Source organism: Caulobacter sp. GW821-FHT10F06, from assembly GCF_058809215.1.
Genome location: NZ_JBXASK010000002.1, coordinates 296275 through 320752, shown reverse-complemented (window position 1 = coordinate 320752; position 24478 = coordinate 296275). Strand labels below are relative to the sequence as shown.

Annotated in this window: 20 protein-coding genes; 8 read left to right on the top strand and 12 right to left on the bottom strand. The window is 67.9% G+C overall.

Going from position 1 to position 24478, the window contains the following annotated elements:
• Positions 1–136 precede the first annotated feature (136 nt).
• Positions 137–3142 carry a glycosyl hydrolase family 28-related protein gene (locus AC1RUS_RS04725; protein ID WP_492913542.1) on the bottom strand — a complete coding sequence of 1002 codons (3006 nt, stop codon included), beginning with the start codon at positions 3140–3142 and terminating at the stop codon, positions 137–139.
• Between the two features lie 173 nt (positions 3143–3315).
• Here AC1RUS_RS04725 and AC1RUS_RS04720 point away from each other — a divergent pair, with 173 nt between their 5' ends.
• A complete protein-coding gene (locus tag AC1RUS_RS04720; protein WP_492913540.1) occupies positions 3316–3882 on the top strand; it encodes a gluconokinase in 567 nt (188 codons plus the stop codon).
• Here the strand turns inward: AC1RUS_RS04720 and AC1RUS_RS04715 are convergent.
• On the bottom strand, positions 3871–4548 hold the full coding sequence (locus AC1RUS_RS04715) for a FadR/GntR family transcriptional regulator (protein WP_492913538.1): 678 nt from the start codon (positions 4546–4548) through the stop codon (positions 3871–3873). The genes AC1RUS_RS04720 and AC1RUS_RS04715 overlap by 12 nt on opposite strands.
• Before the next feature lie 317 nt (positions 4549–4865).
• On the opposite strand from AC1RUS_RS04715, the gene AC1RUS_RS04710 reads away from it, so the two are divergent.
• Positions 4866–5123, top strand: coding sequence for a helix-turn-helix domain-containing protein (locus tag AC1RUS_RS04710; RefSeq protein ID WP_492913536.1), 258 nt, complete (start codon positions 4866–4868; stop codon positions 5121–5123).
• Positions 5124–5137: 14 nt separating this feature from the next.
• Here the strand turns inward: AC1RUS_RS04710 and AC1RUS_RS04705 are convergent, their stop codons facing one another.
• The 5 genes from AC1RUS_RS04705 to AC1RUS_RS04685 form a co-directional block, all read right to left on the bottom strand.
• Positions 5138–6778, bottom strand: a complete 1641-nt coding sequence (locus AC1RUS_RS04705; RefSeq protein ID WP_492913534.1) for a carboxylesterase/lipase family protein — start codon at positions 6776–6778, stop codon at positions 5138–5140.
• Between the two features lie 10 nt (positions 6779–6788).
• On the bottom strand, positions 6789–8270 hold the full coding sequence (locus tag AC1RUS_RS04700) for a tryptophan halogenase family protein (RefSeq protein WP_492913532.1): 1482 nt from the start codon (positions 8268–8270) through the stop codon (positions 6789–6791).
• Positions 8271–8287: 17 nt separating this feature from the next.
• The gene (locus AC1RUS_RS04695; protein WP_492913530.1) at positions 8288–9388 is read right to left on the bottom strand and encodes a cupin-like domain-containing protein; all 1101 of its coding nucleotides are present in this window, start codon (positions 9386–9388) and stop codon (positions 8288–8290) included.
• A complete protein-coding gene (locus AC1RUS_RS04690) occupies positions 9316–10035 on the bottom strand; it encodes a SapC family protein (RefSeq protein ID WP_492913528.1) in 720 nt (239 codons plus the stop codon). Before AC1RUS_RS04690 ends, AC1RUS_RS04695 begins: the two co-directional genes overlap by 73 nt.
• Before the next feature lie 105 nt (positions 10036–10140).
• On the bottom strand, positions 10141–13245 hold the full coding sequence (locus AC1RUS_RS04685; protein ID WP_492913526.1) for a TonB-dependent receptor: 3105 nt from the start codon (positions 13243–13245) through the stop codon (positions 10141–10143).
• 604 nt (positions 13246–13849) lie between these two features.
• Here AC1RUS_RS04685 and AC1RUS_RS04680 point away from each other — a divergent pair.
• On the top strand, positions 13850–14713 hold the full coding sequence (locus tag AC1RUS_RS04680; RefSeq protein WP_492913524.1) for a dienelactone hydrolase family protein: 864 nt from the start codon (positions 13850–13852) through the stop codon (positions 14711–14713).
• A gap of 45 nt (positions 14714–14758) precedes the next feature.
• On the opposite strand, the gene AC1RUS_RS04675 is transcribed toward AC1RUS_RS04680, so the two are convergent.
• Entirely contained in the window at positions 14759–14941 is a 183-nt protein-coding gene (locus tag AC1RUS_RS04675) for a DUF3008 family protein (RefSeq protein ID WP_492913522.1), read from the bottom strand.
• Between the two features lie 195 nt (positions 14942–15136).
• Between AC1RUS_RS04675 and AC1RUS_RS04670 the strand changes: the two genes are divergently transcribed.
• The 4 genes from AC1RUS_RS04670 to AC1RUS_RS04655 are packed head-to-tail and all read left to right on the top strand — an operon-like array spanning position 15137 to position 20167.
• Entirely contained in the window at positions 15137–16393 is a 1257-nt protein-coding gene (locus AC1RUS_RS04670; RefSeq protein ID WP_492913520.1) for an MFS transporter, read from the top strand.
• Positions 16390–18030, top strand: coding sequence for a glycoside hydrolase family 43 protein (locus tag AC1RUS_RS04665; RefSeq protein WP_492913518.1), 1641 nt, complete (start codon positions 16390–16392; stop codon positions 18028–18030). Before AC1RUS_RS04670 ends, AC1RUS_RS04665 begins: the two co-directional genes overlap by 4 nt.
• The gene (locus AC1RUS_RS04660) at positions 18027–19256 is read left to right on the top strand and encodes an SGNH/GDSL hydrolase family protein (protein WP_492913516.1); all 1230 of its coding nucleotides are present in this window, start codon (positions 18027–18029) and stop codon (positions 19254–19256) included. The genes AC1RUS_RS04665 and AC1RUS_RS04660 overlap by 4 nt, the downstream gene beginning before the upstream one ends.
• On the top strand, positions 19253–20167 hold the full coding sequence (locus AC1RUS_RS04655; protein ID WP_492913514.1) for a polysaccharide deacetylase family protein: 915 nt from the start codon (positions 19253–19255) through the stop codon (positions 20165–20167). The genes AC1RUS_RS04660 and AC1RUS_RS04655 overlap by 4 nt, the downstream gene beginning before the upstream one ends.
• Here the strand turns inward: AC1RUS_RS04655 and kdsA are convergent.
• On the bottom strand, positions 20164–21015 hold the full coding sequence (kdsA, locus tag AC1RUS_RS04650; RefSeq protein WP_492913512.1) for a 3-deoxy-8-phosphooctulonate synthase: 852 nt from the start codon (positions 21013–21015) through the stop codon (positions 20164–20166). The two genes, AC1RUS_RS04655 and kdsA, sit on opposite strands and share 4 nt — an antisense overlap.
• An 83-nt stretch (positions 21016–21098) precedes the next feature.
• Positions 21099–21824, bottom strand: coding sequence for a glutathione S-transferase family protein (locus AC1RUS_RS04645; RefSeq protein ID WP_492913510.1), 726 nt, complete (start codon positions 21822–21824; stop codon positions 21099–21101).
• Between the two features lie 92 nt (positions 21825–21916).
• Here AC1RUS_RS04645 and AC1RUS_RS04640 point away from each other — a divergent pair, with 92 nt between their 5' ends.
• The gene (locus tag AC1RUS_RS04640; RefSeq protein WP_492913508.1) at positions 21917–22630 is read left to right on the top strand and encodes a helix-turn-helix transcriptional regulator; all 714 of its coding nucleotides are present in this window, start codon (positions 21917–21919) and stop codon (positions 22628–22630) included.
• Here AC1RUS_RS04640 and AC1RUS_RS04635 read toward each other — a convergent pair.
• Both AC1RUS_RS04635 and AC1RUS_RS04630 read right to left on the bottom strand, forming a co-directional pair.
• The gene (locus AC1RUS_RS04635) at positions 22618–23589 is read right to left on the bottom strand and encodes an alpha/beta hydrolase (protein ID WP_492913506.1); all 972 of its coding nucleotides are present in this window, start codon (positions 23587–23589) and stop codon (positions 22618–22620) included. The genes AC1RUS_RS04640 and AC1RUS_RS04635 overlap by 13 nt on opposite strands.
• Before the next feature lie 80 nt (positions 23590–23669).
• Positions 23670–24476, bottom strand: coding sequence for a TrmH family RNA methyltransferase (locus tag AC1RUS_RS04630; RefSeq protein ID WP_492913504.1), 807 nt, complete (start codon positions 24474–24476; stop codon positions 23670–23672).
• Positions 24477–24478: the final 2 nt, after the last annotated feature.

The following is a 24478-nucleotide window of genomic DNA, read 5'->3' as shown; positions in this document are numbered from 1 at the left end:
TCGCCACCCAAGCACGCATCGCAAACCTCGTAAAAAAGAGTCCCGGCGCGAGGCCGGGACCAGTCAGGGGTGGAGACGGACGCCTCACGGGCCCTCGGGCCGGTCAGGGGAAGTGGAGCTCATCGGACGGCGCGCCTCAAGGCGTCACCGCATAGAGCGAGTGATGGGTCAGCACGAACAGCGTGCGCCGGTCGGGTCCGCCGAAGATCAGCTGCAGCGGCCGCTCGGGCAGGTCGATCCGTCCGGCCGGCTGGCCGTCGGCCGCGTATTTGAAGATCTGTCCGTTGGCGACGAACACCTGACCCTGGCCGTCGACCGCGACGCTCTCTCCGCCCCGGTTGGCGAACACCTTCAGGTCGGTCAGGACGCCGTCGGGACCGATCTTGCCGCTATAGGTCTTGCCCTCGGACTCGTTGGTGACGAACACCCGCTCGCCCTGCCCGGCCCCGATCAGGCCGTGGGCTTGCAGGCTGTCGGACCAGCGCCAGCCCACGTGATCGGGCGGCCCCTGCTCCCAGACCCGGAAGGCCGGCAGGACCAGGCTGCCGTCGGGCGAGACATATTCCTTGGCCTTGGGCGCGCCGACGTCGCGGGCGAACATCTCGGCCAGGGTGGTGAAGCGATCCGTCGACGGATCGTACTGATCTTTGAACTCGCCATTGTCCCACCAGTTGACCGGCAACAGGGTCCTGGCGTCCGGACGCGCCGCCGACGGGGTGGCCGCGATCATCGTCAACTGATCCTTGGGACCGTTCGGATCGATCGAATAGACGCTGCCCTCCGCGCCGTACGACGACAGCACCAGCAGCTTGCCGGAACGATCGACCGCCAGGTTTACCGGGTCGAGCGAATGGTCGCGGACCACCTCCAGCCCCTTGGCCTGCGTCCAGCGATAAATCCGCTGGAAGCGCTTCTCGACGAAGTAGAGCGCGCCGTCCGCGCCCACCGACGCGCCCGAGATCGACCAGAAGCCGGTCTCCAGCTTGCGCACGCCCGCGTTCGGCGCGGCGGCCGCCGCGGGGGCGTCGGCGACGTCCAGCACCGCGAACTCGCGCTCGCGAGCCTCCAGCTTGCGGGTCTTGTCCTGGATGGCGTTCTCGAACGGATACTTGCTGGCCCGCAGCGTCGTCCCGCAGCCCTCGGCGCCGCACAGGGCGATGCCGCTCTCGGCGTTGATGTGGACGTTGCGGAAGCGGATGTCCGACGAATTGAACAGCTTCGCCGCCGTCTCGGCCGGATGGTACGACCGCGTCACCCGGTAGGCGTGATAGTTGGCCAGCAGGATGTTGCGCGAGTTGCGGATCTCGAACGAGACCGCGTCCGGGCCGTCGCCGACCTCCTGCTCGGTCTGCGGGGCCAGGAACTCCCAGTTCTGGACGTTGTCGAGCACGAACTCGTTGCGCACGTGGTGCTCGACCGAGACCTCGTAGATGTGGCCCGGCGTCTTGGTGTCGGAGATGTAGAAGCCGGCCGAGGCGAAGGTGTTGGGGCTCCAGACATTAGCGAAGGTCCCGCCGCCGCCGTCGGTGACCCAGATGCTGGGATATTGCGCGTCCCAGCGGCCGTCGGCCACGGGGTCGCCGCTTCGGGCCTGGGCCGCGCCCAGCGGCTTGCCGTCCATGGTCGGCGTGCCGCCGCCGCCCATGATCTTGACGTCGGTGACCTGCGAGGCCTCGCCCGACCGCCACAGCAGCGCAGAGGCGCGCGGATTGACGCGACCGGTGAAGAGGCCGATCCCGGCCAGGACATTATCGCCGCCCTTGGGCGTCTCAATGATCGGCGTGACCGCCCCGACGCCAGCATGGCGCGGATTGCCGTCGGGAATGAACAGCTGGGTCGTCGCCGGGTGCAGGCCGATCAGCACGGTGTCGGGCCGCAGCTTCAGGGTGTCGGACACCTTGTAGAAGCCGGTCGGCAGATAGAGCACGCGGTGGCTGGCGATCGCTTTCTGCAAGGCGGCGGTGTCGTCGGTCTCGCTGTCGCCCTTCACGCCCAGGGTCTTGACGTTGGTCCACTCGGCCACCGGCGGCAGGGCCCGCAGCGCGGGCGGCGAAGCGGCGGGCAAGGCCGGCAGCGCCGCCTGGTCGACCATGGTCTTGTACTCGCCCATCTGGCCAAGACCCGGCAGGGTCAGGCCGTAGGTGAAGGACTTCACCCGATAGGCGCGGCCCTTGCCGGCCACGGTCTTGTCGCTGTCGCGGAAGCGGGCGAACACCGGGGTGTCGGAGGCCACCGCATTGTCGAAGCCCACCTGGGTGAAGACGTTGTCCTCGGCCGAGATGACGACGCCGGCCTTGGAGACGTTCTCGAAGCGAACGTTCTTGCCCCACAGGCTGTCGCTGTAGCCCTTGTCGATCTCGATGCCGACCGGCGTATTCTTGATCGCCACATTGACCAGGGTCAGGTCGACCTCGTGCTCGCGGATCGCCGCGTCGCGCTGGCCGTCGAAGGTCGAGTCCAGCAGCGTGAACTGCCAGGCCGGCGAGGTCTTCTCGGTGACAATGCCATAGCGGCCGCCGTGGAAGTGGACGTCCTCCATGACATTGCCCGCCTGGTAGACGCCGGCGAAGGCCGAGCCTAGGCGGAAGTCCATGTGGCTGAGGAACGCGTGCTGGGCCATGCGGAAGCGCACACCCGCCGCGGCCGGATTGCCGGCGCCGATCTCGATGTCGACATTGCTCAGCGCCGAATAGAAGGTGCCGGAATTGGCGTCGCGCACCTCTTCCTTGGCGCCGACCACGGTCGGAACCGGCACGGGGATGCGGCCGACGGCGTACTGATCGCCACCCGTGAACACGACCATCGTGCCCACGCCCTTCTGGAAGCCGGGGGTGTTGGCGCCGAGCACGAAGACCGGCCGTGTGGCTCCGACCCCGAAGATGCGCACGCCTGGGGGCACCAGGATGCTGCGGCTGAGGCGATAGCGGCCCGACGGCAGGAACACCAGGCCGTGGCCGGTCTTGTCGCGGGCGGCGTCGATGGCGCTCTGGACGGCGTCGGTGTCGTCGGCCCGGCCATCGCCGACGCCCTTGACGCGGACCGCGCGCGGATCATCGGGAGCCGTGAGAAGAACCGACGAGGTCGCGGCCAGGGCGGGCGACGCGGACGTCAGGATCACCGCCGCCAGTAGGATGACTCTCATGCCGCTTCCTTGCGTGTCTTAGACCACGGATACGGCGTCGCAAGCGGGCCGCCATCCACGACCATGGTCGTAGTTCTCGCCTGCCCAGCTTGGCTCTAAGACCTTGGCTTCCACCGCTCGGCTGGCCTGCCGACCGCCCGACGCCTTGTCGCCGATCAGCCCAAGGAAGCCGCTTGCAGCCGTCCCCTCCCCCCGCCGGACCCAAGCCCGTCGCCGTCATCATCATGGGGGTAAGCGGCAGCGGAAAGTCGACGCTGGGCGCGGTCCTGGCCCAGGCCCTGGGTTGTCCGTTCCTGGACGGCGACGATTTTCACGACGCGGCCGCCATCGCCAAGATGAGCGCCGGCGAGCCCCTGACCGACGACGATCGCTGGCCATGGCTGGATCGGCTGGGCTCGGCCTTGGGCCGGACCCTGGCGGCGGACGGGACGGCCGTCGCGGCCTGTTCGGCGTTACGGCGCAGCTATCGTGACCGCCTTCGAGCCGCCATCTCGGCGCCCACCCGGTTCGTGTTGCTCGACGCCGACGCGGACGAACTCCAGCGCCGGCTCGCCCTTCGGACCGGCCACTACATGCCCGTCAGCCTGCTGAGCAGTCAGCTGGCCACCCTGGAGCATCCGCAGGCGGACGAGGCGGCGACCCTGCTGGCCGCAAGCGCCTCGCCGCAGCAGCTGCGTGACGCGGCGCTGACCTGGCTGGAGGCCAGCGAAGGCCGCGCCTGGACCCTGTCAGGGCATTAGCCGCTTTCGGCCCTGCGATAGATGCCAGCGCATGGCCAGGGCGGCGCCGTCGCCGTCCTGCGCGCGGATCGCTTCGACGATCATCTCGTGCTCGCGCATCATCTCGCCGATGGCCTCCGGCGGTCGCGAGCGCGAGATGCCGACCCCGGCGCGCATGATCCGGTCGACATCCGACTGCAGCGCCTCGAACGCCATCAGGAAGGCCGGATTGGCGGTCGCCAGCACGATGCGGCGGTGCAACTCCATGTCCTCGACGTGGGCCGGATCGTTGGACAGCAGCGCGGCGCGCAGGTGCTGGAGGCCTTCTTCGATGCTGGCCATCTCCTCGTCCGACCGCCGCGCCGCCGCCAGCCGCGCGGCTTCGGCCTCGAGCACGAAGCGCACCTCGTAGCTGCCCAGCGTCGAGGGCAGTTCGGAGAGCGGCATGTAGGCGCCCAGCTTGTCGGACGGACGGTTCTTGATGAACGACCCCGCCCCACGCCGCGCCTCGGTGATGCCGTCGGCGGCCAGCCGGACCAGGGCCTCGCGCACGACGGTGCGCGACATGCCGAAGATCTCCGCCAGACGCGCCTCGGACGGCAGACGATCGCCAACCGCAAGGCCGTCGGCGTTGATCATCTCCACGATCCCCGTATACGCCCGGTCGGCCAAGCGGCCTTCGCTCATCCCCTCGTCTCCAGTCCAGCTGCGCGACCATCGCCCCGTTCGCCTCGCGGAGAAAGCGGCTGTCGATCGGCTGTGGGCCGACACGCAACGGAGTCATAGCCCAAATCGCCAAACCTGTATGACAGGTTTTAGCTTACCGACGAATGCGACACGATGTTCACGCTCACATCGTCAAAAACACTTGAACTTGTCCAACAGATAACGCTAACATCCGAACGAGCAACCCCTGATCGACCGACATGACCGGCCGACACAACAAGCGGGTGCCGCGCCATCTCGCGATGGCTGCGCAGGGATGAAATGAAGGGGGTCAGGAAATGACTACGACGGAAGTCCGCGTTATCGACCGGGATCTGAAGGCCGTGTTCGGCCTCACGCCCACCCAGATGAAGGTTCTCGAAGGCGTCAATTCAGGTCTGCTGAACAAGCAGATCGCCTTCGACCTCGGCATCGCCGAGGCCACGGTCAAGGCTCACATGACCGCGCTGATGCGCAAGCTCAACGTCCACAATCGCACCCAGGTCGCCATCGCGGCCCAAGCCGTCGCCCACGGGCCACGCTCAGCCGCCGGATAGGCGCGACCTGCGCCTCAGGCCGACGGCGGATCCAGTTCCGCCCAGAGGCGACGCTGGGCGGCGAAGCGGTCCGCGACGACTTCGCACTGCACGTCGATCACCATCGTGTGCCGGGTGCGCGTGTCGTAGGCGGGCCAAGCGGGTTGTCCCTGCGCGGTCGGACGTCCGGTGCGGGCGAAGTTGGCCCACATCCGACTCATGTTGCGGGCGGCCTCGGCGCGGTCCGCGCGGCTTCCGGCCAGGGTGTCGGGCGAGGCGACGTTGTTGAAGACCAAGGGAATGTCGCTGGCGTGCATCGCGCCCAATTCGCGGTCCGAGCCCGGCGCCTTGCGGTTCGAGCGGTACGAGAGATTGTAGTAGTAGACCGGCGCCCTGCCCTGCGCGGCCTTGCGCTCGGCGGTGACGATCGATCCGATCCCCATGCTGCGCACACTTTCGACGGCCAGATACACGTCGGTCGGCGTCGCGCCGGGACGATCGGTGCGGCAGGCGTCGATCATCCGCTGGGCGTTGGCGCCCAGCGTCTTCTCCAGGCGTGTCCGCAGCTGGGCTTCGTCGAGGCTGAAGGCGGCGGCATCGTTGGATTGCCAGGCGAAGAACGCCGCCTCGCTGTCCAGCCAGCCGATGATCAGCGGTTTGTCGGCGGCGCTGTCCGGCGCGGCGGGATCGAAGGGGTGATGCGGCAACAGCCCGCCGTCGACCAGCGGGCCGTAGTGACCCGGACCGACCGACGAGATGCCCTTCCAGCCGCCGCTGTTGCTGGGCGTGCGCCTGGCCAGGGCCTTCTGGGCGTCGAGCAGCGTGGGAGCCGGAACCTCAAGCAGCCTGCGCCAGTCGGCCTTCGCGATGCCGAGTTCATCCAGCAGCAGGCGAGTGGTCTGGGCGGCGGCGTCCAACGTGCCGATGCGCACCGCCGGACCACTCTGGATCGCCGCCTTCGCAAACAGCGGCGCAACCGAGGGCATGGCGTAGAGGCACGAAACCTTGGCCCCGCCGCCGGACTCGCCGAAGATCGTGACATTGCCCGGGTCGCCGCCGAATGCGGCGATGTTGCGCGCCACCCACTTGAGGGCCAGCACGATGTCGGAGAGGCCCTGATTGCCGGAACCGGCATAGTCCTGCCCGCCCAGTTCGGTCAGGCACAGATAGCCCAGAAGGCCCAGCCGGTGGTTTGTGGAGATCACCACCACGTCGTGCTCGCGGGCGAGGTTGGAGCCGTCCTGGGCGGTGCTGCCCGCCGAGCCGGTGGTGAACCCGCCGCCATGGCAGTAGACCATGACCGGGCGGCCCGAGCCGCCGCCGGCGGGCTTCCAAAGGTTCAGCACCAGACAATCCTCGCCCGGCGCGGGCTCGTTGACGCCATAGACCGTGCCCGGGTCCTGCAAGGACGGCGTTCCCAGGCGGGTGGCGTCCAGCACGCCCGTCCAGGGCGCGGCGGGCCGGGCCGGCTTGAAGCGATGCGCGCCCGAGACGCTCGCGCCATAGGGCACGCCGCGGAAGACGTCGACGCCGTCGGCGCTGAGCCCTCGCAGACGCCCTTCGACCGTCTCGACGATCACCTCGGCCTGAGCCCCCGCCCAGGCGGACGACGCGGTCATCAGACCCGCGCCGCCGATCAGCAGGCCACGACGGTCGATCCCTGTTGCGGACGGCATGGCGCGGCTCCTAGGCGGGGCAGTAGCGGTCGATGAAGGCCTGGTGGGACGGCATGCGTTCGACCGCGCGACCGATATTGCCCTTCAGGTCATCCAGGGCCCGGCGCAGCTGCTCGGGAGGCATCAGCCGGCCCATGTGGTGATGGGCCTTCGGCTCCAGCCTCTGGCCCAACATCACCTGCAACCAAGAGTCGATCTGGAACAGCTCGCCCGGAGCCTGGAACACATGGCCGTTCTCGCGGAACAGCTCGATCCGGTGACGCAGGCTGTCGGGGATATTCATCGTCCGGCAGTGGTCCCAGTACGGGCTGTCGGTGCGTTCGGTGACGTTGTAGTGCAGGACGATGAAGTCGCGGATCTTCTCGATCTCGTCGTTGGCGAGATTGTTGAAGCGGTCGCTGAGCGCGTCGTTGCAGCCCTGGAACGGGAACAGCTGCAGCAGCCGGTGAATGGCGATCATGATCATGTGGATCGAGGTCGATTCCAGAGGCTCGATGAAGCCGGCGGCCAGGCCCAGCGAGACACAGTTCTTGTGCCAGGCCTTGTGGCGGCGACCGGCGCGGAAGCGGATCAGCTTCGGATCCATCAGCATCTCGCCCTCGACCATGTCGTGGAGCTGCTGCAAGGCCTCTTCGTCGGTCATGAACTGGCTGGAATAGACCAGGCCGTTGCCGACCCGCTTCTGCAACGGTATGCCCCATAGCCAGCCGGCCTTGTGGGCGATGGCGCGGGTATAGGGGCCGGGCGGGACGTCGGTGCTGGTCTGCACCGCCCAGGCGCGGTCGTTGGGCAGCCACTCGCCATAGTCCTCGAAGCCGACACCCAGGGTGTCCCCGATCAGCAAGCCGCGAAAGCCCGTACAGTCGACGAAGAGGTCGCCCTCGATAACTTGGCCCGACTCCAACACCAGGGCCTCGATATGGCCGTCTTCGGCGCGCATGCGGACGCTGGCGATCTTGCCCTCGACGCGACGGACGCCCTTGTCCTCGCACTTCTGGCGCAGGTAGCGGCCATAGAGGGCGGCGTCGATGTGGTAGGCGTAGTTCACCGGCGAATTGTCGTCGGTGTAGAACCGGTCCTGCTCGGCCGCCTTCAGCTCCAGGCAGTAATCGCCCAGATCGCCGCCGAAGCCCTGCGCCCTGGCCTGCAGCCAGAAGTGATGGAAGCTGCCCAGCCAGGTGGATTTGCCGATCTGGCCGAACGAGTGGATGTAGCGGTCGCCGATCTCGCCCCAGTTCTCGAACGAGATGCCCAGTTTGAAGGTCGCCTGGCAGGCGCTCATGAACTCCTGTTCGTCCAGATTGAGCAGGGCGTTGAAGGTGCGGGCCGTCGGCACCGTGGACTCCCCCACCCCGACCGTGCCGATGTCGTCGGACTCGACCAGGGTGATGTCCAGCAGCGGGCCCAGCTGCCGCGACAGGGCCGCCGCCGCCATCCAGCCGGAGGAGCCGCCGCCGGCGACGACCACCTTCTTCACGATCTGACCGTTCACGCCATCCTCCCTCGTTCTTATCTGTTCAGCCGGTCCAGCAGCTGGGCTCGCAAGCGCCGGGCCTTCATTGGGTCCATCGGCCCCAGCGGACCGCGCGCGCCGTCCGGCAGATGCGCGCCGGCCTGGTCGGCGGGCCCAAAAAGGTAGTAGTCGAACAGGGCCTTCCAGCCCCGCTTCTCGAAGTCCGGCCGGTCGCGCAGGCTCAGCAGGCCGTGCAGCAGCGTCGTCATGGGCGTGTCCATGAAACCCGGCGCGGCGTTCCACCAGTAATTGACCAGCACGTTGAAGGGGTCGAGCGCCTCGACTTGGTGCCACCACAGCGCCGGATAGACCAGCACGTCGCCGGGCTCGAGGTCGGCGACCTGGGCGGCGGCGAGCGCGTCGCGAAAGCGCGGATGGGCCTCGAAGTCCGGCGCGTCGAAGTCGACGAGGCTGACCACCTGGCCGCCCGGGGTCGGCTCCAGCGGACCGGGATAGAGATTGGCGACCTGCTCGGGCGGGAAAAGCGTGAAACGCCGACGCCCCACCGCGCAGACGGCGATGTTGTTGGACATGTCGTAGTGGGCCGCCGCCACCGTGCGATTGCCGATCCAGATGCTGGCCAGCGGCGGCTCGGCGCCGAAGGCCTCGGCGCCCAGACCCAGGTCGTTCTCGGCGCGCAGGCTGGGGAAATAGGCGTCGAGATCGGTGGAGCCGACATAGAGCGACGGCCCGTCGTCCTGACCGAGCCCGGCTTCGATGCGGCCGAGGATGTCGGCCAGCCCCGCCCGTTCGGCGCGGAAGTTCATGGCCGTGCGGGTGGCGTCGTAGAAGAAGCGACCCTTGATCTCCGGCGCGCCGACATAGGCCAGCAGCGGTCCGCCGCGATCGTGCGAGGACAGATAGGTCATGGCGGCCCGAGGCGACTCCCGCCCCGCCTTCACCAACGGCCAGTCGCGCGCCAGGCCCTTGAAGACCATCGGGGTCTGGCCCCGCAGCACTGCGTCGAACGGGATGTCCGCCGGCGAGGCGACCGTGGTCTCCAGCACCTTGCGCGCCGCCGCCGTCATGACGCCGCCGACCGCCGGTTCTTCAGCTCGACGAGGTGCTCGATATTGCCCATCGACGAGATCAGCCATTGGGCGGCTCGCAGCAGGCCCGACTGGTGCATGCGCTCCAGGTCCGGACCCGACAGCGCCGCCAGATGCTCGGCCGAGACGGCGAGGAAGTTCGGCAGGTCGTAAGACGCGCCGCCTTCCAGCGCGATGTTGATCTCGACAGGCTGGATCAGGTCCAGGGCGGCGAAGGCGGCGTACATCGGTCCGGCCACCTCCAGTCCGTCATAGATCACGCCCAGCACCGCCATCATGTGCCGCAGATACGGCGCGTTGCCGCCGGCCGGCAGGAACAGCGGCTCGCCTTGCGTCCGACTGATGCGAGGGTGGTCGAGATCCACATGGATCATCGGCGTCGGCTCGCCCGCGCCGGTGTCCTGCAGGGCGATCGAGAAGGCGCCACGTTGCTGGACCGCCGGCACGTAGCGCGCTGCCCAGCGTCCGCCCTCGAGGAACAGGTTCTCGTCGCGATCGAACCCCAGCAAGGCGACGGCCTGGATGTCTCCGGCCGGGTCCTTGCGCAGCAGGATCGGATATTCGCGCTGCACGGCCTCGAACTCGGTGGGCAGCACCAGCGCCAGATTGATGTTGTCGCCGAACTCCGGCCCGTGGCCGACCGCCGCCTTCAGATCGGCGTGGTCGATATTGTTAAGCAGCACTCGGTTTGTCATGCGCGCCTTTCGCGTCGAACGGCCCTTTGCGCCGATCCTACGCCGCTTCGGAAGAAAAGGGCCGCTGCGAACAGCGGCCCTTCCCTTCACCAGCTTGTGTGTCGTCTAGAAGCGATAGCGGGCGCCGAGGAGGAAGCGCCTGTCCAGCTCCTGGGCGAACCACAGCTCGTTCTCGTCACGAGCATAGGTGCGCAGGCTTTCGCGCGTCAGATTGATGCCTTCCAGCGAAACCGCCAGCTTGTCGGTGACATCATAGCTGATGTTGAAGTCGAGCTGACCGAAGGGCTCGACGAACACGGGGTTGCGCGAACCGCCGCGGTTGGTGGCTTGCAGGAACCGGTCACGCCAGTTGTAGGCTAGGCGAGCCGAGACGCCGTGCTTGTCGTAGATCAGCGTGGCGTTGGCCGTGTCGCTCAGACCCAGCAGCGCGAACTGGTCCTGACCCGGGTCCGAACCGACGTCGAAGTCGACATCGCCGCGCACCATGGTGTAGGCGCCGGCGATACCGAAGCCGGTGTCGCCGAAGAAGTGCTGACCGGCGATTTCGAAGCCGTGGATCTTGCCCGTCCGGTTGTTGATCGGCCGCGAGACGTTGAAGTTGAACAGCGGGTCGGCCGAGTTCGGTTCGATGTCGTAAGCGGCCAGGATCTGGTCGGCGAAGGCTTGGTTCAGGTCGCCGCTCGGACCGCGATTGGCCTGGAACTGGGCCGTCGCCGCCGCCACGGAGCCGGTCTGCTGGATCAGCGCCGTCATCGTGAACAGGTTGACGTCGGTCTGGTTGGCGCCGATGGCGGTCAGGCTGGCCCGGGCGTCGCCCGAACGGGTGCCCGCCTGGCCAGAGCTGGCGTCACGCAGACCGAAGAGGTTCTGGGTGACGGTGCCGGTGCCGACGAAGTTGTTGACCCGCTTCTCGAAGAAGCCCGCCGAAATGTAGCTGCTGGGCTTGTAGTACCACTCGACCGACACGTCGAAGTTGTCGGAGATCAGCGGCTCCAGGTCGGGATTGCCGCTGGTGCCGAGCGGGATGGCGCCGTTGGCCACCGGCCGGTTGGGCGCGCCCGCCGACATCGAGGCGAACAGGTTGCCGTAGTCCGGCCGCGCGATCGTGCGGCTGAACGAGAAGCGGCCGACCACGTCGTCGGTCATGTCGATCTGGAAGTCCAACGAGGGCAGCAGGTTGCTGTACTTCCCCTCGCCGGAGACCGGCTGGTAGGTGGAGGTGGTGTCGACGCGGAAGTCGTTGTCGGCGGTCCAGACGATGGCCCGCGGCGTACGGATCAGCGAGACCGAATTAACCTCGGTCTGCTCGTAGCGCACGCCGGTGACCACGGTCGCCGGACGCCCCGCCAGTTCGGCCTTCCAGGTCAGCTGGGCGTAGACGGCCGAGATGTCCTCGTCGACGCGGTTGTTGTCCTGGCCGGTGACGCCAACGGCGTTGCCGCGCGCCACATAGACCGGCGACAGGGCGTTATAGAGGTCGATGGCGTCGGCGCGGAACGAGGTCAGGCCCGCCCCGCTCTGCTTGGGATCGAAGGTGTTGAACTGGCAGGCCAGGCAGAAGCTGGTGACCAGGTTGCCGGCGTACTGCTTGACGTCGCCCGGGTTCGAGATGCCCCAGCTGCCCAGGTCCTGCTGGGTGTTCAGGCTGGTCTGGATCATCTTGGACGTGCGGTAGTCGGCCCCGAAGTCGAAGCGGCTGCCGTTGTCATCCAGCTCCCAACCGGCGTCGACGCGGATTTCCTTGATGTCCTGACGCTGGCGCTGGGACGAGGTTCGGGCCACCTGGCTGCCCAGGTCGCCGACGTCCAGCAGGCCGTTGGCGTTGCCGCGCGGCGCGGCGTCGTTGATCGCGATCGTCTGGACCGGGATCTTGCCGCTGTAGTCCACCGCGTGGGACGAGACGATCGGCGCGCCGATGCTGACCGAGGTCATGCTAGTGCCGTTCGGCGCGTCCGGGGCGCTGTCGGTCTTGGAGATGTGACCGTCGACATTGACGTGGAAGCGGTCGGACAGGTCCCAGGCGGCGTTCAGGCCATAGGACTTCAAGGTGTCCTTGTTGGCGCGATACTGCTGCTCGAAGCCCATGTCCTTGGTGCCGCTGAGGTTTTCCTGCAGCAGCACGGCCGTGGCGACGACCGGGTTGCTGTCGAAGGTCACCTTGTCGAACGGACGGTTGAACCAGTTGGTGCTGTCGTTGCGGCGCTCGAACGACTTGTTCTGCGCATAGAGCGCGTCGGCGGTCAGGGTCAGGCTTTCGACCGGCTTGAACTGCACCGACAGCTGGCCGTTCAGGCGCTCGCGCTCGCCTTCGGAGAAGTGGTAGCGGCTGTCGTTGGGGATCGCCACCAACGTATTGCCGTTGGCCGGCGCGTTGGTGATGACGGTCGCGCCGTTGGCGCGGACGAAGCCGTTGGCCGGGTTGATGAAATCCGAATAGCGACGGATGTTCCAGTCGTTGGACGTGGCGCTGCGGCTGGTGAAGTTGCGCTTCTGGTAGCTGCCGAACACGCCGATGCCGAACTTCTCGGAATCGTCGAGCCAGTTCAGCAGGCCCGAGACTTCCGGCGTGATCTTGTCGGCGCCCACCAGGGACTTGTCGACGCCCTCGTCATAGACGCCCTTGACGCCCAGGCTGCCGGTCAGGCCGCTCTTGCCGTCCAGCGGACGACGCGTCTTGACGTTGATGGTGGCGCCGATGCCCCCCGACGGGATGGCGGCGCGGCCGGTCTTGTAGACTTCCAGCGTGGTGACGCCTTCGGAGGCCAGGTTCGAGAAGTCGAACGAGCGGCTGGTGCCGCTGGCGAAGTCGGCCGACTGGTCGCCGCCGACCGTGGCGACGTTGGCCGTCGGCATGGTGCGGCCGTTGACCGTGACCAGGTTGAAGCCGCCGCCGAAGCCGCGGACCGTCACCTGCGAACCTTCGCCGTTGGTGCGGTCGATCGACACGCCCGTGATGCGCTGGAGGGACTCCGCCAGGTTGGTGTCCGGGAACTTGCCGATGTCTTCGGCCGAGATCGCATCGACCACGCCGCTGTTGGTGCGCTTGATCTGGATGGATCGCTCGAGCGACGCGCGGATGCCGGTGACGATCACCTCTTCCACGGTCTGAGCATCATTGGCCTGTTGGGCATGACCCTCGCCAGCGGCGAAAGCCGCCATCGAGAGAGCCATAAAGGACACAGCGGTCCTCGAACGACGATGTCGCTTCATAAACGTTTCCCCGCGCTGAGCCCCGGGCGTCGGGGCTTGGTTTTTTTGTTACGCCACTGTCAAAAACCCGAAGACATAGTCAGCGACGATGCGCCGACGCGACTCCTCGGTCTCGACTAGTTAGCGGTAACATCGGTCTCTCGCGGCGGTCAAGCAGCTTTTGACAGCGCTGTATCGGTTATTTTCGCAGGCAATTTCGGGGATCATGACGTCGCCGCGCCGCTCGGAAAAAAATTTACGCATCCGTCGAAATCTCAAATGACCCGCAAGACATTGCAGGCACGAAACAAATTGGAATGGACGCGCCGGCGAAACGGCGCTCACGCTCGCGTTGAACCGCACTACACGCACGCGAAGGTTGACGACGGCAGGGATATTGTTACCGCTATCGCAGTGGGCCGGGCGTTCCTGACCGCTCGACATGGCCCATGGATAACTCCCCTCACTCCTGGGACCGTCAGGCGGATGGCGGTCCCAGTCTTTGACGCGGGGACCCAGGCGCGCCCTTCCCTCTTCCCGCGATCCCGGCAACAATCGGACACCAGCGTTCAACGACGCGGTGCTTCAATCCGATTGCGCTTCCATTTCCATCGCGAGGACCGGCATGTGTGACGACGATATCCACCAGGGCTTGATCCATGATCCCACCGTTTCGCGTCGGGCCTTCGGCCTGATGACGGTGCTGGCGGCCGGCGTCGGCGGAGCCGCCCATGCCGGCGCCCCGGTGGTCGAGAAGGACGTCGAGATCAAGACCCCGGACGGCACGGCCGACGCGGCGCTCTACTATCCCGAAGGCAAGGGCTCCTGGCCGGCCGTGGTGGTCTGGCCCGACGTCGTCAGCCTGCGGCCGGTGTTCCGCGACATGGGCCGTCGCCTCGCGGTCGAGGGCCATGTGGTGCTGGTGCCCAACCTCTATTACCGCGCCAAGAAGGCGCCGGTAGCCGAGAGCGGCTTCAACTTCGCCAATCCCGAGGATCGCGCCAAGCTGACGCCGCTGCGGGCCACCGTGACGCCGGAAGGCACCGATCGCGATGCGGTCGCCTATATCGCCTTCCTCGACAGCCTGCCCCAGACCAACAAGAAGAAGAAGGTCGGAACCCAGGGCTACTGCATGGGCGGCCCGTTGGCGTTCCGTACGGCGGCGGCGGTCTCGTCGCGCGTCGGCGCGGTGGCCAGCTTCCACGGCGGCGGCCTAGTGACCGACGCCCCCGCCAGCCCGCACCTGACCCTGCCACAGAGCAAGTCGGACTACTTGGTCGCCGTCGCCGACAACGACGACAAGCAGGACCCGACCGTGAAGGACAAGCTGAAGGTCGCGCTGGACGCCGCCAAGCGGCCCAGCAAGATCGAGGTCTATGCCGGCGCGGCGCACGGTTGGACCGTCAAGGGCAGCCAAGTCTACAACGAGCCTCTGGCCGAGAAGGCCTGGGCCGAGCTGCTGACGCTCTACAAGCACGCCCTGGGCTGAGACTAAGCCGGCCGTCCTCGGGCGGCCGGCCATCGCCCTGCGGCGCTAGGGCTTGACGTGCTCGGGTTTACCCTTGCGCTTGGTCGACGCCATCTTTTCGAGCTCGGTCTCGCTCATCGACAGCATCGATTTCGACGCGCCCTTGAGGTCCTTCTTGGGCGTGTCGCCGCGCTTGGCGGACAGGGCCGCGCCGGCGGCCTTCTGCTGGGCGGCGGACTTGGCGGGCATGACGGATCTCCTGTGCTGGCTGCCGGCTGTGAAACGCAGGTCCCGGTCACCGGTTCGGCCAGGCCGCATTGATCTGATCTCTATTTCCGATGGTCTGACCTAGACAGCTCTACGACCACGCGCCACCTTGCGCGCCGCGAGATGGGACCGGTAACGTCCAAAGAAAACCATCCGCCCCGGGGAGACCGACATCCAATGGCCGCGCGAACGATCAAGGCTCTGCGCTGGTGGATGATCGGCCTGATCATGCTGGGCGCGATCGTCAACTACCTGACCCGCGCCACCCTGGGCGTCGCCGCTCCCACCGTGCTGACCGACCTGCACATTGGCGAGAAGGAATATGGCTGGATCACCGGGGCCTTCCAGCTGGGCGTGATGCTGCAGCCGGTCTGCGGCTACGTGCTGGACGTCATCGGGCTGAAGACCGGCTTCGCGATCTTCGCCACGGCCTGGTCGCTGATCACCATGGCGCACGGCCTGGCCGCCAACTGGCCGATGCTGGCCGGGCTGCGCGGCCTGCTGGGCTTCGCCGAGGGCTCGGCCAATCCCGCCGGCATGAAAGCGGTCTCCGAGTGGTTTCCGGCCAAGGAGCGCGGCCACGCCGGCGGCGTTTACAACATCGGGGCGTCGGTCGGCTCGATGCTGGCCCCGCCGCTGGTGGCCTGGGCGATCCTCTCCTGGAACTGGCGCGCGGCCTTCGTGCTGGCGGGGGCCCTGGGGCTGGTCTGGGTGGCGCTGTGGCTGAAGTTCTACCAGTCGCCGGCCACCCATCCGGCCCTGTCCGACGCCGAACGCGAGCACATCGCTGCAGGCCAGGAAACCCATCTGATCGGCGACGGCGCCAAGCCGTCGATCCTGCAGCTGCTCAAGCGTCGCAACTTCTGGGGCATCGCCCTGCCCCGCTTCCTGGCCGATCCCACCTGGGGCACCCTGGCCTTCTGGGTGCCGCTGTACCTGACCAAGGTGCGCGGCTTTGACCTGAAGGCCATCGCCCTCTTCGCCTGGCTGCCGTTCGTGGCGGCCGACCTGGGCTGCCTGTTCGGCCCCACCGTCGCGGCCTTCCTGCAGCGGCGCGGCGTCAGCCTGATCAACGCCCGGCGCGGCGCCTTCACGGTGGGCGCCTTGATGATGACCGGCATGGCCTTCGTCGGCCGGGTCGAGAGCCCCTACGCCGCCATCGCCCTGCTGTGCCTGGGCGGCTTCGCCCACCAGACCCTGTCGGTGACCGTGATCACCCTGTCGTCCGACCTCTTCCGCCGCAACGAGGTCGCCACCGTCGCCGGCATGGCCGGGACGATGGGAAATCTGGGCGTGCTGATCTTCTCGTTGCTGATCGGCGGGCTCGTGGCGACCGTCGGTTACGACCCTTTCTTCCTGGCGCTGGGCGTCCTCGACCTGTTAGGCGCGGTGCTGCTCTGGACCCTGGTCCGCGACCGAAAGGCCGTCGCATGATCCGCAATCCGATCCTGCCGGGCTTCAATCCCGACCCGTCCATCGTCCGCGTCGGCGAGGACTATTACATCGCCACCTCGACCTTCGAGTGGTTCCCCGGCGTGCAGATCCACCACTCGCGCGACCTGGTGAACTGGCGGCTGATCGCCCGGCCGCTGAACCGGCCCAGCCAGCTGAACATGCTGGGCGCGCCCGACTCGTGCGGCGTCTGGGCGCCGTGCCTGACCCACGCCGACGGCAAGTTTCACCTGATCTACACCGACGTGAAGCGCTATGGCCGCACCACCGTGGGCGGGGCGTCGGGCGCGTCCCTGCGCGACTTCCACAACTATCTGGTCACCTGCGAGACCATCGACGGCGACTGGTCCGACCCGGTGTTCCTCAACAGCAGCGGCTTCGATCCGTCGCTGTTCCACGACGACGACGGCCGCAAGTGGCTGGTCAACATGCTGTGGGACCACCGCCCGGGCCGCAACCGCTTCGCCGGCATCGTGCTGCAGGAATACGGCCCCGCCGAGCGCGCCTTGATCGGCGAGCGCAAGGTGATCTTCGAGGGCACGCCGCTGGGCCTGACCGAGGCGCCGCACCTCTACAAGCGCGACGGCTGGTACTACCTGCTGACCGCCGAGGGCGGCACGGGCTGGAACCACGCGGTGACCATGGCCCGCGCGCGCGACATCGCCGGGCCGTACGAGTTGCATCCCGACACCTACATCCTGAGCTCGCGCACCCGCCCCGACGCGGAACTGCAGCGCGCTGGTCACGCCGATCTGGTGGAGACCCCGGACGGACAGACCTGGGCTGTCTATCTGTGCGGCCGTCCCCTGCCCAACCGGGGCCGCTGCGTCCTGGGACGCGAGACGGCGATCCAGCCGATGGTCTGGGGCGAGGACGGCTGGCTTCGCACGGTGGACGGCCTGGGCCTGCCCAGCCTGAGCGTTCCCGCGCCCGACCTGCCGCCGCATCCCGTCCCGTCCGCACCGGCGCGGACGGCGTTCGACGGCCCGGACCTGCCCATAGACTTCCAGTGGCTGCGCTCGCCTTGGCCGGACGACCTCTTCAGCCTGACCGATCGTCCCGGCCGTCTGCGTCTGCACGGGCGCGAGAGCCTTGGCAGCCAGTATCGCCAGGCCCTTGTCGCTCGCCGCCAACAGGCCTTCTGCTATTCGGCCTCGACCGTGATGGACTTCGAGCCCCAGCACTTCCAACAGGCCGCCGGCCTGGTCTGCTATTATGGCCAGAGCAAATTCCACTATCTGCACGTCACCCACTGCGACGCCCGCGGCCGCTGCATCCAGGTGATGTCGGCCCTGCCCGACGCGGCCCAGGCCGACGCCTTCACCGAGCCGATGCTGCTGCCGCCGGGACCGATCCATCTGCGGGTTGAGGTCGACTTCGAGCGTCTGCGCTTCGCCTGGAGCCTGGACGGGATCGCCTGGACCTGGCTGCCGCAGGTGTTCGACGCCAGCATCCTGTCGGACGAGGCCACCAGCCCCGGCGCGCCCAACTTCACGGGCGCCTTCGTCGGCATGGCCTGCCAGGACCTGTCGGGCGCGGGCCATCCGGCCGACTTCGACGGCTTTGAGTATCGCGAGCGCGATTATCGACCCGATCCGACGAGGACGGACCCCGCATGATCACCCGCCGCGCACTTGGCCTCGCCGCCGCTCTCGCGCTCTCGTTCTCGACCGTCGGCCACGTCGAGACCCGGTGGGCCGGCGCCTGGGCCAGCGCCCAGCAGGTTCCGGAAGAGCGCAACGCCTTGCCCGCCGGCGCGCTGGACGACGCCACCCTGCGCCAGATCGTGCGCCTGAGCCTGGGCGGTCCAAAGCTGCGGGTGCGGATCTCCAATGTCTTCGGCACGACGCCGCTCAAGGTGACCGCCACACGCATCGCCCGACCACTGTCGCCGGCCGGCGCGGCGATCGATCCGGCGACCGACCGGGCGGTGACCTTCTCGGGCAAGGCGTGGGTGACCGTGCCGCCCGGCGCGGAATACCTGTCCGATCCGGTCGCCTGGCCGGCGGCGGCCCTGTCCGACGTCGCGGTGACGCTGCACATCGACAAGGCCCCAGCCGTGCAGACCAGCCATCCCGGCTCGCGCGCGACCTCCTACGTCGCCAAGGGCGACAAGGTCTCGTCCCCCGACCTGCCCGGAGCCACCACCGTCGACCACTGGTTCCAGCTGTCCGGCGTCGAGGTCGAGGTCGGCAAGACCGCCGGCGCGATCGCCGTGATCGGCGACTCGATCACCGACGGCTATGGCGTGAAGCCCAACACCAATCTGCGCTGGCCCGATGCGCTGATGATCCGGCTGCAGGCCGATCCGAAGACGCGTGGAGTCGGCGTTCTGAACCTGGGCGTCGGCGGCGGCCGGGTGCTGCTGGACGGCCTGGGCCCCAACGCCGCCGCCCGCTTCGATCGCGACGTGCTGATGCAGAGCGGCGTGCGCTGGGCCATCGTGCTGGAGGGCGTCAACGACCTGGGGAACCTGACCCGCGACGCGCCGGTCAGCGACGAGGAGCACGCCGCCCTGGTCGACCGCATCACCACCGCCTACGCCCAGATGGTCCACAAGGCTCGCGCCCGAGGGATCAAGATCATCGGCGCGACCATCATGCCCTATGGCGGTTCGGACTTTTACCATCCTGACGCCGCGAACGAGCGCGACCGGCAGGCCATCAACACCTGGATCCGCGCGCCCGGTAACTTCGACGCCGTCATCGACATGGACAAGGTCATGCGCGATCCCGCCAAGCCCGATCGCCTGCTGCCGGCCTACGACTCCGGCGACCACCTGCATCCGTCCCTGGAAGGCTATCGCGTCATGGCGCGGGCCGTGCCGCTGGAGCTGTTCAAATGATCAAGGCCGCCCTGCTGCTGGCGATCGCCGCCCTGGCCGCCACGCCCGCCGCCGCCGCCAAGCCGAAGATCCAGGTGGCGATCACCGTCGACGACCTGCCCGCCCACAGCGCCCTGCCGCCTGGCGTCACCCGCGTCGCCATCGCCGCCGACTTCCTGGCCGCGCTGAAGGAAGCCAAGACGGGTCCGGTCTATGGTTTCGTCAACGGCGTCCAGTTGGAGCGCGAGCCGGATTCGGCCGACGTTCTGCCGATGTGGCGCGCCGCCGGCCATCCGCTGGGCAACCACACCTGGACGCACCTCAACCTGGCCCAGCTGGACCCCAGCGCCTTCGAAGCCGAGGTGGCGCGCAACGAGCCGCTGCTGGAGAAGCTGTCGGGCGGCGCGGACTGGCATTGGCTGCGCTATCCGTTCCTGTCCGAGGGCGAGACCCCGGAAAAGCGCGCCGCCGCCCGCGCTATTCTGAAGGCGCGCGGCTATCACATCGCCAGCGTCACCCTGAATTTCGACGACTGGGCCTGGAACGGCGCCTATGCCCGCTGCCTGGCCAAGGATGACCAAGCCGCCATCGCCGGGCTAGAGACCAGCTACCTGAAGGCCGCCGAGGACAGCCTGGCCTATTCGCGCGGCCTGTCGAAGACGCTCTACGGCAAGGACATCCCCTACGTCCTGCTGATGCATCTGGGAGCCTTCGACGCCCGCATGGCCCCGCGCCTGCTGGCGCTTTACCGGTCGCTGGGCGTGACCTTCACGCCGCTGGACAAGGCCGAGCGCCACCCGTTCTACAAGGCCGACTTCGACGCGACCGCGGTCGCCGCGCCCCTGACGCTGGAGAACGCCATGGCCGCGCGCGGCCTGCCGGTTCCCAAGCGGTCGTGGAGCGCATCAGCCCTGGATGCGGTCTGCGCCTAGGCCCGCGTCGCCTGGTGCAGGGCCTTCAGGGTCTTGAGCAGGCTGGCCGCGCCGTCCAGCGGCAGGCAGCTGGGGCCATCGCAAAGCGCCTTGTCGGGCTCGGGGTGGAACTCCAGGAAAACGCCGTCCGCGCCGGCCGCCACGGCCGCCTTGGCGATCACCGACACCCCCTCGCGCCGTCCGCCGGTCGAGCCGCCGTTGGTGCGCGGGTCCGCGCCTGGCAGCTGTACGGCATGGGTGGCGTCGATGGTCACCGGCACGCCCAGCGCCTGCATCTGCGGGATGCCCAGCATGTCGACCACCAGGTTGTTGTAGCCGAACGAGGCGCCCCGCTCGCACAGCACGATGTCGAGATTGGGCGCGGCTTCGCGGGCCTTGGTGATGATGTTCTTGCAGTCCCACGGCGCCAGGAACTGGGCCTTCTTGACGTGCATCCAGCCGCCGGCGGCGCTGGTGGCGCGGGCGGCGGCGACGATCAGGTCGGTCTGGCGGCACAGGAAAGCCGGGATCTGCACCAGGTCGGCGACCGCGGCGACCGACTCGGCCTGTTCCTTCTCGTGGATGTCGGTGGCGATCGGCACGTCGAGCACGCGCTTGATCTCGGCCAGCATGGCCAGGCCCTCCGTCAGACCCGGACCGCGATAGCTGGTGATCGACGAGCGGTTGGCCTTGTCGAAGCTGGCCTTGAACACATAGGGCAGGCCCAACTCGCCAGTGATCGCCTTCAGCTCGCGCCCGACCTCCAGGGCCAGGTCGAGGTTTTCCAGCACGTTGAGGCCGGCGATCACGGCCAGGGGCTGGCCCGTCCCCATCGACAGGTTCCAGCGCTTGAGATGAACGACGGCCATGGGCTTGTTTCCCGGACAAAGGATTGGGGCGGCGCTCCGCTCCGAAGCGCCGCCCCTAGTTAGGCCGAGTCAGGCGCCCAAACCTAGGCGGCCTCGCGCAGCTTCCACGGATGGGCCGGATAGAAGCGGTCCATCATCCGGTCGACATAGGCCACGAGGTTGTCGTGACGCTCGGCCTCGCGGCGCAGCGGCGAGTCGAAGAACGAGGTCAGTATCCCGGCCAACACGCCGAAGGCGATGGCGTCGACGCCGGTCGGATGGTCGGCCATCAGGAAGGCCTTGTCGCCGAGGATCTCGTCCAGAGCCCGCAGCGACAGCGTGCCCAGCCAGACGATCTCGTCCTGGCTGTGGCGCCCCACCCCGACGGCGCGGATATTGGCCGAGACCGCATCGAGCAGGCCCTGGCGCAGAGTCTCGCGCATTTCTTCCGGCGCGCCGTCGAACCAGTGGGCCGGGCCCTTGGCGAAGTTGGCGGGGTCCATGAAGCGGAAGAAGCCGGAGGTCCAGCCCAGGTGGTTCTCGATCATCCGCTCGATGGCCCAGGCCTCGGCGCGGTCGCGGTCGGAGAGGCCGGCGTCCAGGTCGACATCGTATTTCCGCTCGATGTGAGCGCGGATGAAGGTGGAGTCGCCGATCCTCTGGCCGTCGTCGTCGATCCAAGGCAGCTGGCCCTTGGGCGCGGTGTCGCGGCTGCCCGGCTCCTTGAGATAGGGCAGTCCGGCCATCATCAGCTGGATTTCGGTCTTGGTGACGTAGGGGCTCAACTCCGGCAGGCCAAAGCCCGCGCCCGTGGCGTACAGGGTGATCATCTCTCGTCTCCGTCCAACAGCGTTCGATGGAGACTTGCTACCGCCACCCTACTGCCAGCATGCTGTCAGCATAGCTCCGCCATGGTGTCCTCATGAGACGCGCCGAACGCCTATTCCAGATCATCCAGATCCTGCGCCGCAGCCATGCGCCAGTGACCGCCGACGCCATCGCCGCCGAGTTGGAGACCTCCAAGCGCAGCGTCTATCGCGACATCGCCGCCCTGATCGGCCAGCGCGCGCCGATCCGAGGCGAGGCCGGGGTGGGCTATGTGCTGGAGGCGGGCTTCGACATGCCGCCGCTGATGCTGACGCCGGACGAGATCGAGGCTGCGGTGCTGGGCGCCCAGTGGGTGGCCGGACGCGGCGACCCCGTGCTGGCCAAGGCCGCGCGCGACCTGATCAGCAAGATCGCCTCTGCGGTGCCCGAACGCCTGAGGCCTTATGTGCTGGAGCCGGCCACGGGCGCGGCGCCGGCCTGGAACGCCGCGCCGGACGGGCTGGATATCGCCCAGGCGCGAGCCTGGATCCATGCCGGCCGCAAAATTCGCCTCGATTACCGCGACGAGCATGGCGCCGTCAGCCAACGGGTTATCTGGCCGGTCACCGTCGGCTATCGCGAGACGGTGCGCATGCTGGTGGGCTGGTGCGAACTGCGCGAGGCGTTCCGCACCTTCCGCACCGACCGCGTGGTCGAAGCCCAGTTCCTGGAAGACCGCCACGGCCAGCGGCCCGGCCAGCTACGCGTGCGCTGGCAAAAGCACCTGGAGGCCGAGCGGGCTTGCTGGAAACCGCCTCACAATCCGTGACGCTTGGCGAAGGTCTCGAACAGCCCGGGCCAGGCAGCGACGGGCTTGTCCTTGGTGAAGCGCAGACCAAAGCCGTGACCACCCTCCTCGAAGATGTGCATCTCGGTCGGGATGGACTTGGCCTTCAGCGCGCCGAACATGGCCAGCGAATTGGCCACAGGCACGGCGGGGTCGTCGGCGGCGTGCAGCAGGAACACCGGCGGCAGGTCGGCGGCGACCTGCTTCTCGGGCGAATAGAGCGCGATCTGCTCCGCCGTCGGCGTCGGGCCCAGCAGCTGCTTGCGTGAGCCGGCGTGCATGAACGTCGGGTCCATGGTGATCACCGGATAGATCAGGGCTGACAGGTTGGGACGGGCCGAAAGATCATCGGCGGCGTCGACGCGATCATAGACCTTGGCCGAGAAGCGCGTGGTCAGGCTGGCGGCGACATGGCCGCCGGCCGAGAAGCCCATCACTGCGATGCGATCGGGGCTAAAGCCCATGGCGGCGGCCCGCGAACGGATCAGGCGCAGGCCGCGCTGGGCGTCCTGCAGCGGAACGTCGGGACCGGCCGCCCAGCCGTCGCCCGGCATGCGGTAGAACAGCACGAAGCAGGTGTAGCCGCGATCGGCCAGCCAGCGGGCCGTCTCGTAGCCCTCCTTGTCGAGCACCACGCGCTCATAGCCGCCGCCAGGCGCCAGCATCACCGCCGCGCCGTTGGGAGTCTTGGGACGGAAGACCACCAGGGTCGGCTTGCGGGTGTGGGTCAGGGCGCGATCGCGCAGGCCCTTGGGATCGCCGCGCTCGACGATGGCCTCGACGGCCGTGACCTTGTCCCCGCCGGGCGCGCCGGCGGGCCACAGTTCGAGGGTCTCGGTGGGATCGGCCATGGGCAAGGTCTCCGCTTTCGCCGCGCCGGCTAGGCCCGAAGCCAGGAGACCGGTGACGAAGGTGGCCAGCGCGCCGCGACGATTGAGCATGGACGGAACCTTCTGGCGGGTTGTTCAGGCGTTTCGGGGCGAACTCTAGAACCGCCGACGCGATTCAGGAAACCGGTTTCCTAGCGGCCTGCGAAGCGAAGATGGTGCAGCACTACGCCGCTGGTGGTGGCGACGTTCAGCGAGTCGAAGCCGTTGGCCATGGGGATGCCGATCGGCCGGGCGCGGGCCATCAAATCCGCCGACAGGCCGGCCCCCTCGGCGCCCAGCAACACGGCCGAGCGTTCGGGCGGCTTCAGCTCCGCCAAGGTTTCGGTCGCCGCCGGCGACAGGGCCAGGACTTCGAAGCCGTGCCGCTCCAACAGACCGGCGGCGTCCTCGTTTCTCTCTAGCCAAGCCGTCGGTACGCTGAGCGTCGCCCCGACCGAGACGCGGATGGCCTTGCGGTAAAGGGGATCGCAGCAGTCACTGTCGAGGATCACGCCGTCGACGCCGAAGGCCGCAGCGTTGCGGAAGATGCCGCCGAGATTGTCGTGGTTGGCGATGCCACACAGCACCAGCACGGTCGCCCTGCCCTTCAGCGACGCCAGCAGGGTCTTGGCCGCCATCGGCTCGGACTTGCGACCGATGCCCAATATGCCGCGATGCAAGTGAAAGCCCGCCACCGCGTCCAGCACCGCCTGCTCGACCAGATAGACCGGCGTCTCGGCGGAAAGGCCCGCGAACACCTCGTCCAGCTTGTCGCGCCGCTTGGGATCGATCAGCAGCGACTCGACCCGCTCCGGCGCGTCGCGAACGAAGGCCCGCAGCACAGTCTCGCCCTCGGCGACGAACAGGCCCTGACGTCCCACCAGATCGCGCTCGCGGATGTCGCGATAGGCCGCGACGCGCGGGTCGGCGGGGTCGGTGATCGTGATGAAGTCGGGCACGG

Excerpts from the sequence above, each read along its gene's own strand:
- AC1RUS_RS04725 (WP_492913542.1), bottom strand. The coding sequence starts at position 3,142 with ATGAGAGTCATCCTACTGGCGGCGGTGATCCTGACGTCCGCGTCGCCC.
- AC1RUS_RS04715 (WP_492913538.1), bottom strand. The coding sequence starts at position 4,548 with ATGAGCGAAGGCCGCTTGGCCGACCGGGCGTATACGGGGATCGTGGAG.
- AC1RUS_RS04710 (WP_492913536.1), top strand. The coding sequence starts at position 4,866 with ATGACTACGACGGAAGTCCGCGTTATCGACCGGGATCTGAAGGCCGTG.
- AC1RUS_RS04705 (WP_492913534.1), bottom strand. The coding sequence starts at position 6,778 with ATGCCGTCCGCAACAGGGATCGACCGTCGTGGCCTGCTGATCGGCGGC.
- AC1RUS_RS04695 (WP_492913530.1), bottom strand. The coding sequence starts at position 9,388 with ATGGCTGATCTCGTCGATGGGCAATATCGAGCACCTCGTCGAGCTGAA.
- AC1RUS_RS04690 (WP_492913528.1), bottom strand. The coding sequence starts at position 10,035 with ATGACAAACCGAGTGCTGCTTAACAATATCGACCACGCCGATCTGAAG.
- AC1RUS_RS04685 (WP_492913526.1), bottom strand. The coding sequence starts at position 13,245 with ATGAAGCGACATCGTCGTTCGAGGACCGCTGTGTCCTTTATGGCTCTC.
- AC1RUS_RS04680 (WP_492913524.1), top strand. The coding sequence starts at position 13,850 with ATGTGTGACGACGATATCCACCAGGGCTTGATCCATGATCCCACCGTT.
- AC1RUS_RS04675 (WP_492913522.1), bottom strand. The coding sequence starts at position 14,941 with ATGCCCGCCAAGTCCGCCGCCCAGCAGAAGGCCGCCGGCGCGGCCCTG.
- AC1RUS_RS04670 (WP_492913520.1), top strand. The coding sequence starts at position 15,137 with ATGGCCGCGCGAACGATCAAGGCTCTGCGCTGGTGGATGATCGGCCTG.
- AC1RUS_RS04665 (WP_492913518.1), top strand. The coding sequence starts at position 16,390 with ATGATCCGCAATCCGATCCTGCCGGGCTTCAATCCCGACCCGTCCATC.
- AC1RUS_RS04660 (WP_492913516.1), top strand. The coding sequence starts at position 18,027 with ATGATCACCCGCCGCGCACTTGGCCTCGCCGCCGCTCTCGCGCTCTCG.
- AC1RUS_RS04655 (WP_492913514.1), top strand. The coding sequence starts at position 19,253 with ATGATCAAGGCCGCCCTGCTGCTGGCGATCGCCGCCCTGGCCGCCACG.
- kdsA (WP_492913512.1), bottom strand. The coding sequence starts at position 21,015 with ATGGCCGTCGTTCATCTCAAGCGCTGGAACCTGTCGATGGGGACGGGC.
- AC1RUS_RS04645 (WP_492913510.1), bottom strand. The coding sequence starts at position 21,824 with ATGATCACCCTGTACGCCACGGGCGCGGGCTTTGGCCTGCCGGAGTTG.
- AC1RUS_RS04640 (WP_492913508.1), top strand. The coding sequence starts at position 21,917 with ATGAGACGCGCCGAACGCCTATTCCAGATCATCCAGATCCTGCGCCGC.
- AC1RUS_RS04635 (WP_492913506.1), bottom strand. The coding sequence starts at position 23,589 with ATGCTCAATCGTCGCGGCGCGCTGGCCACCTTCGTCACCGGTCTCCTG.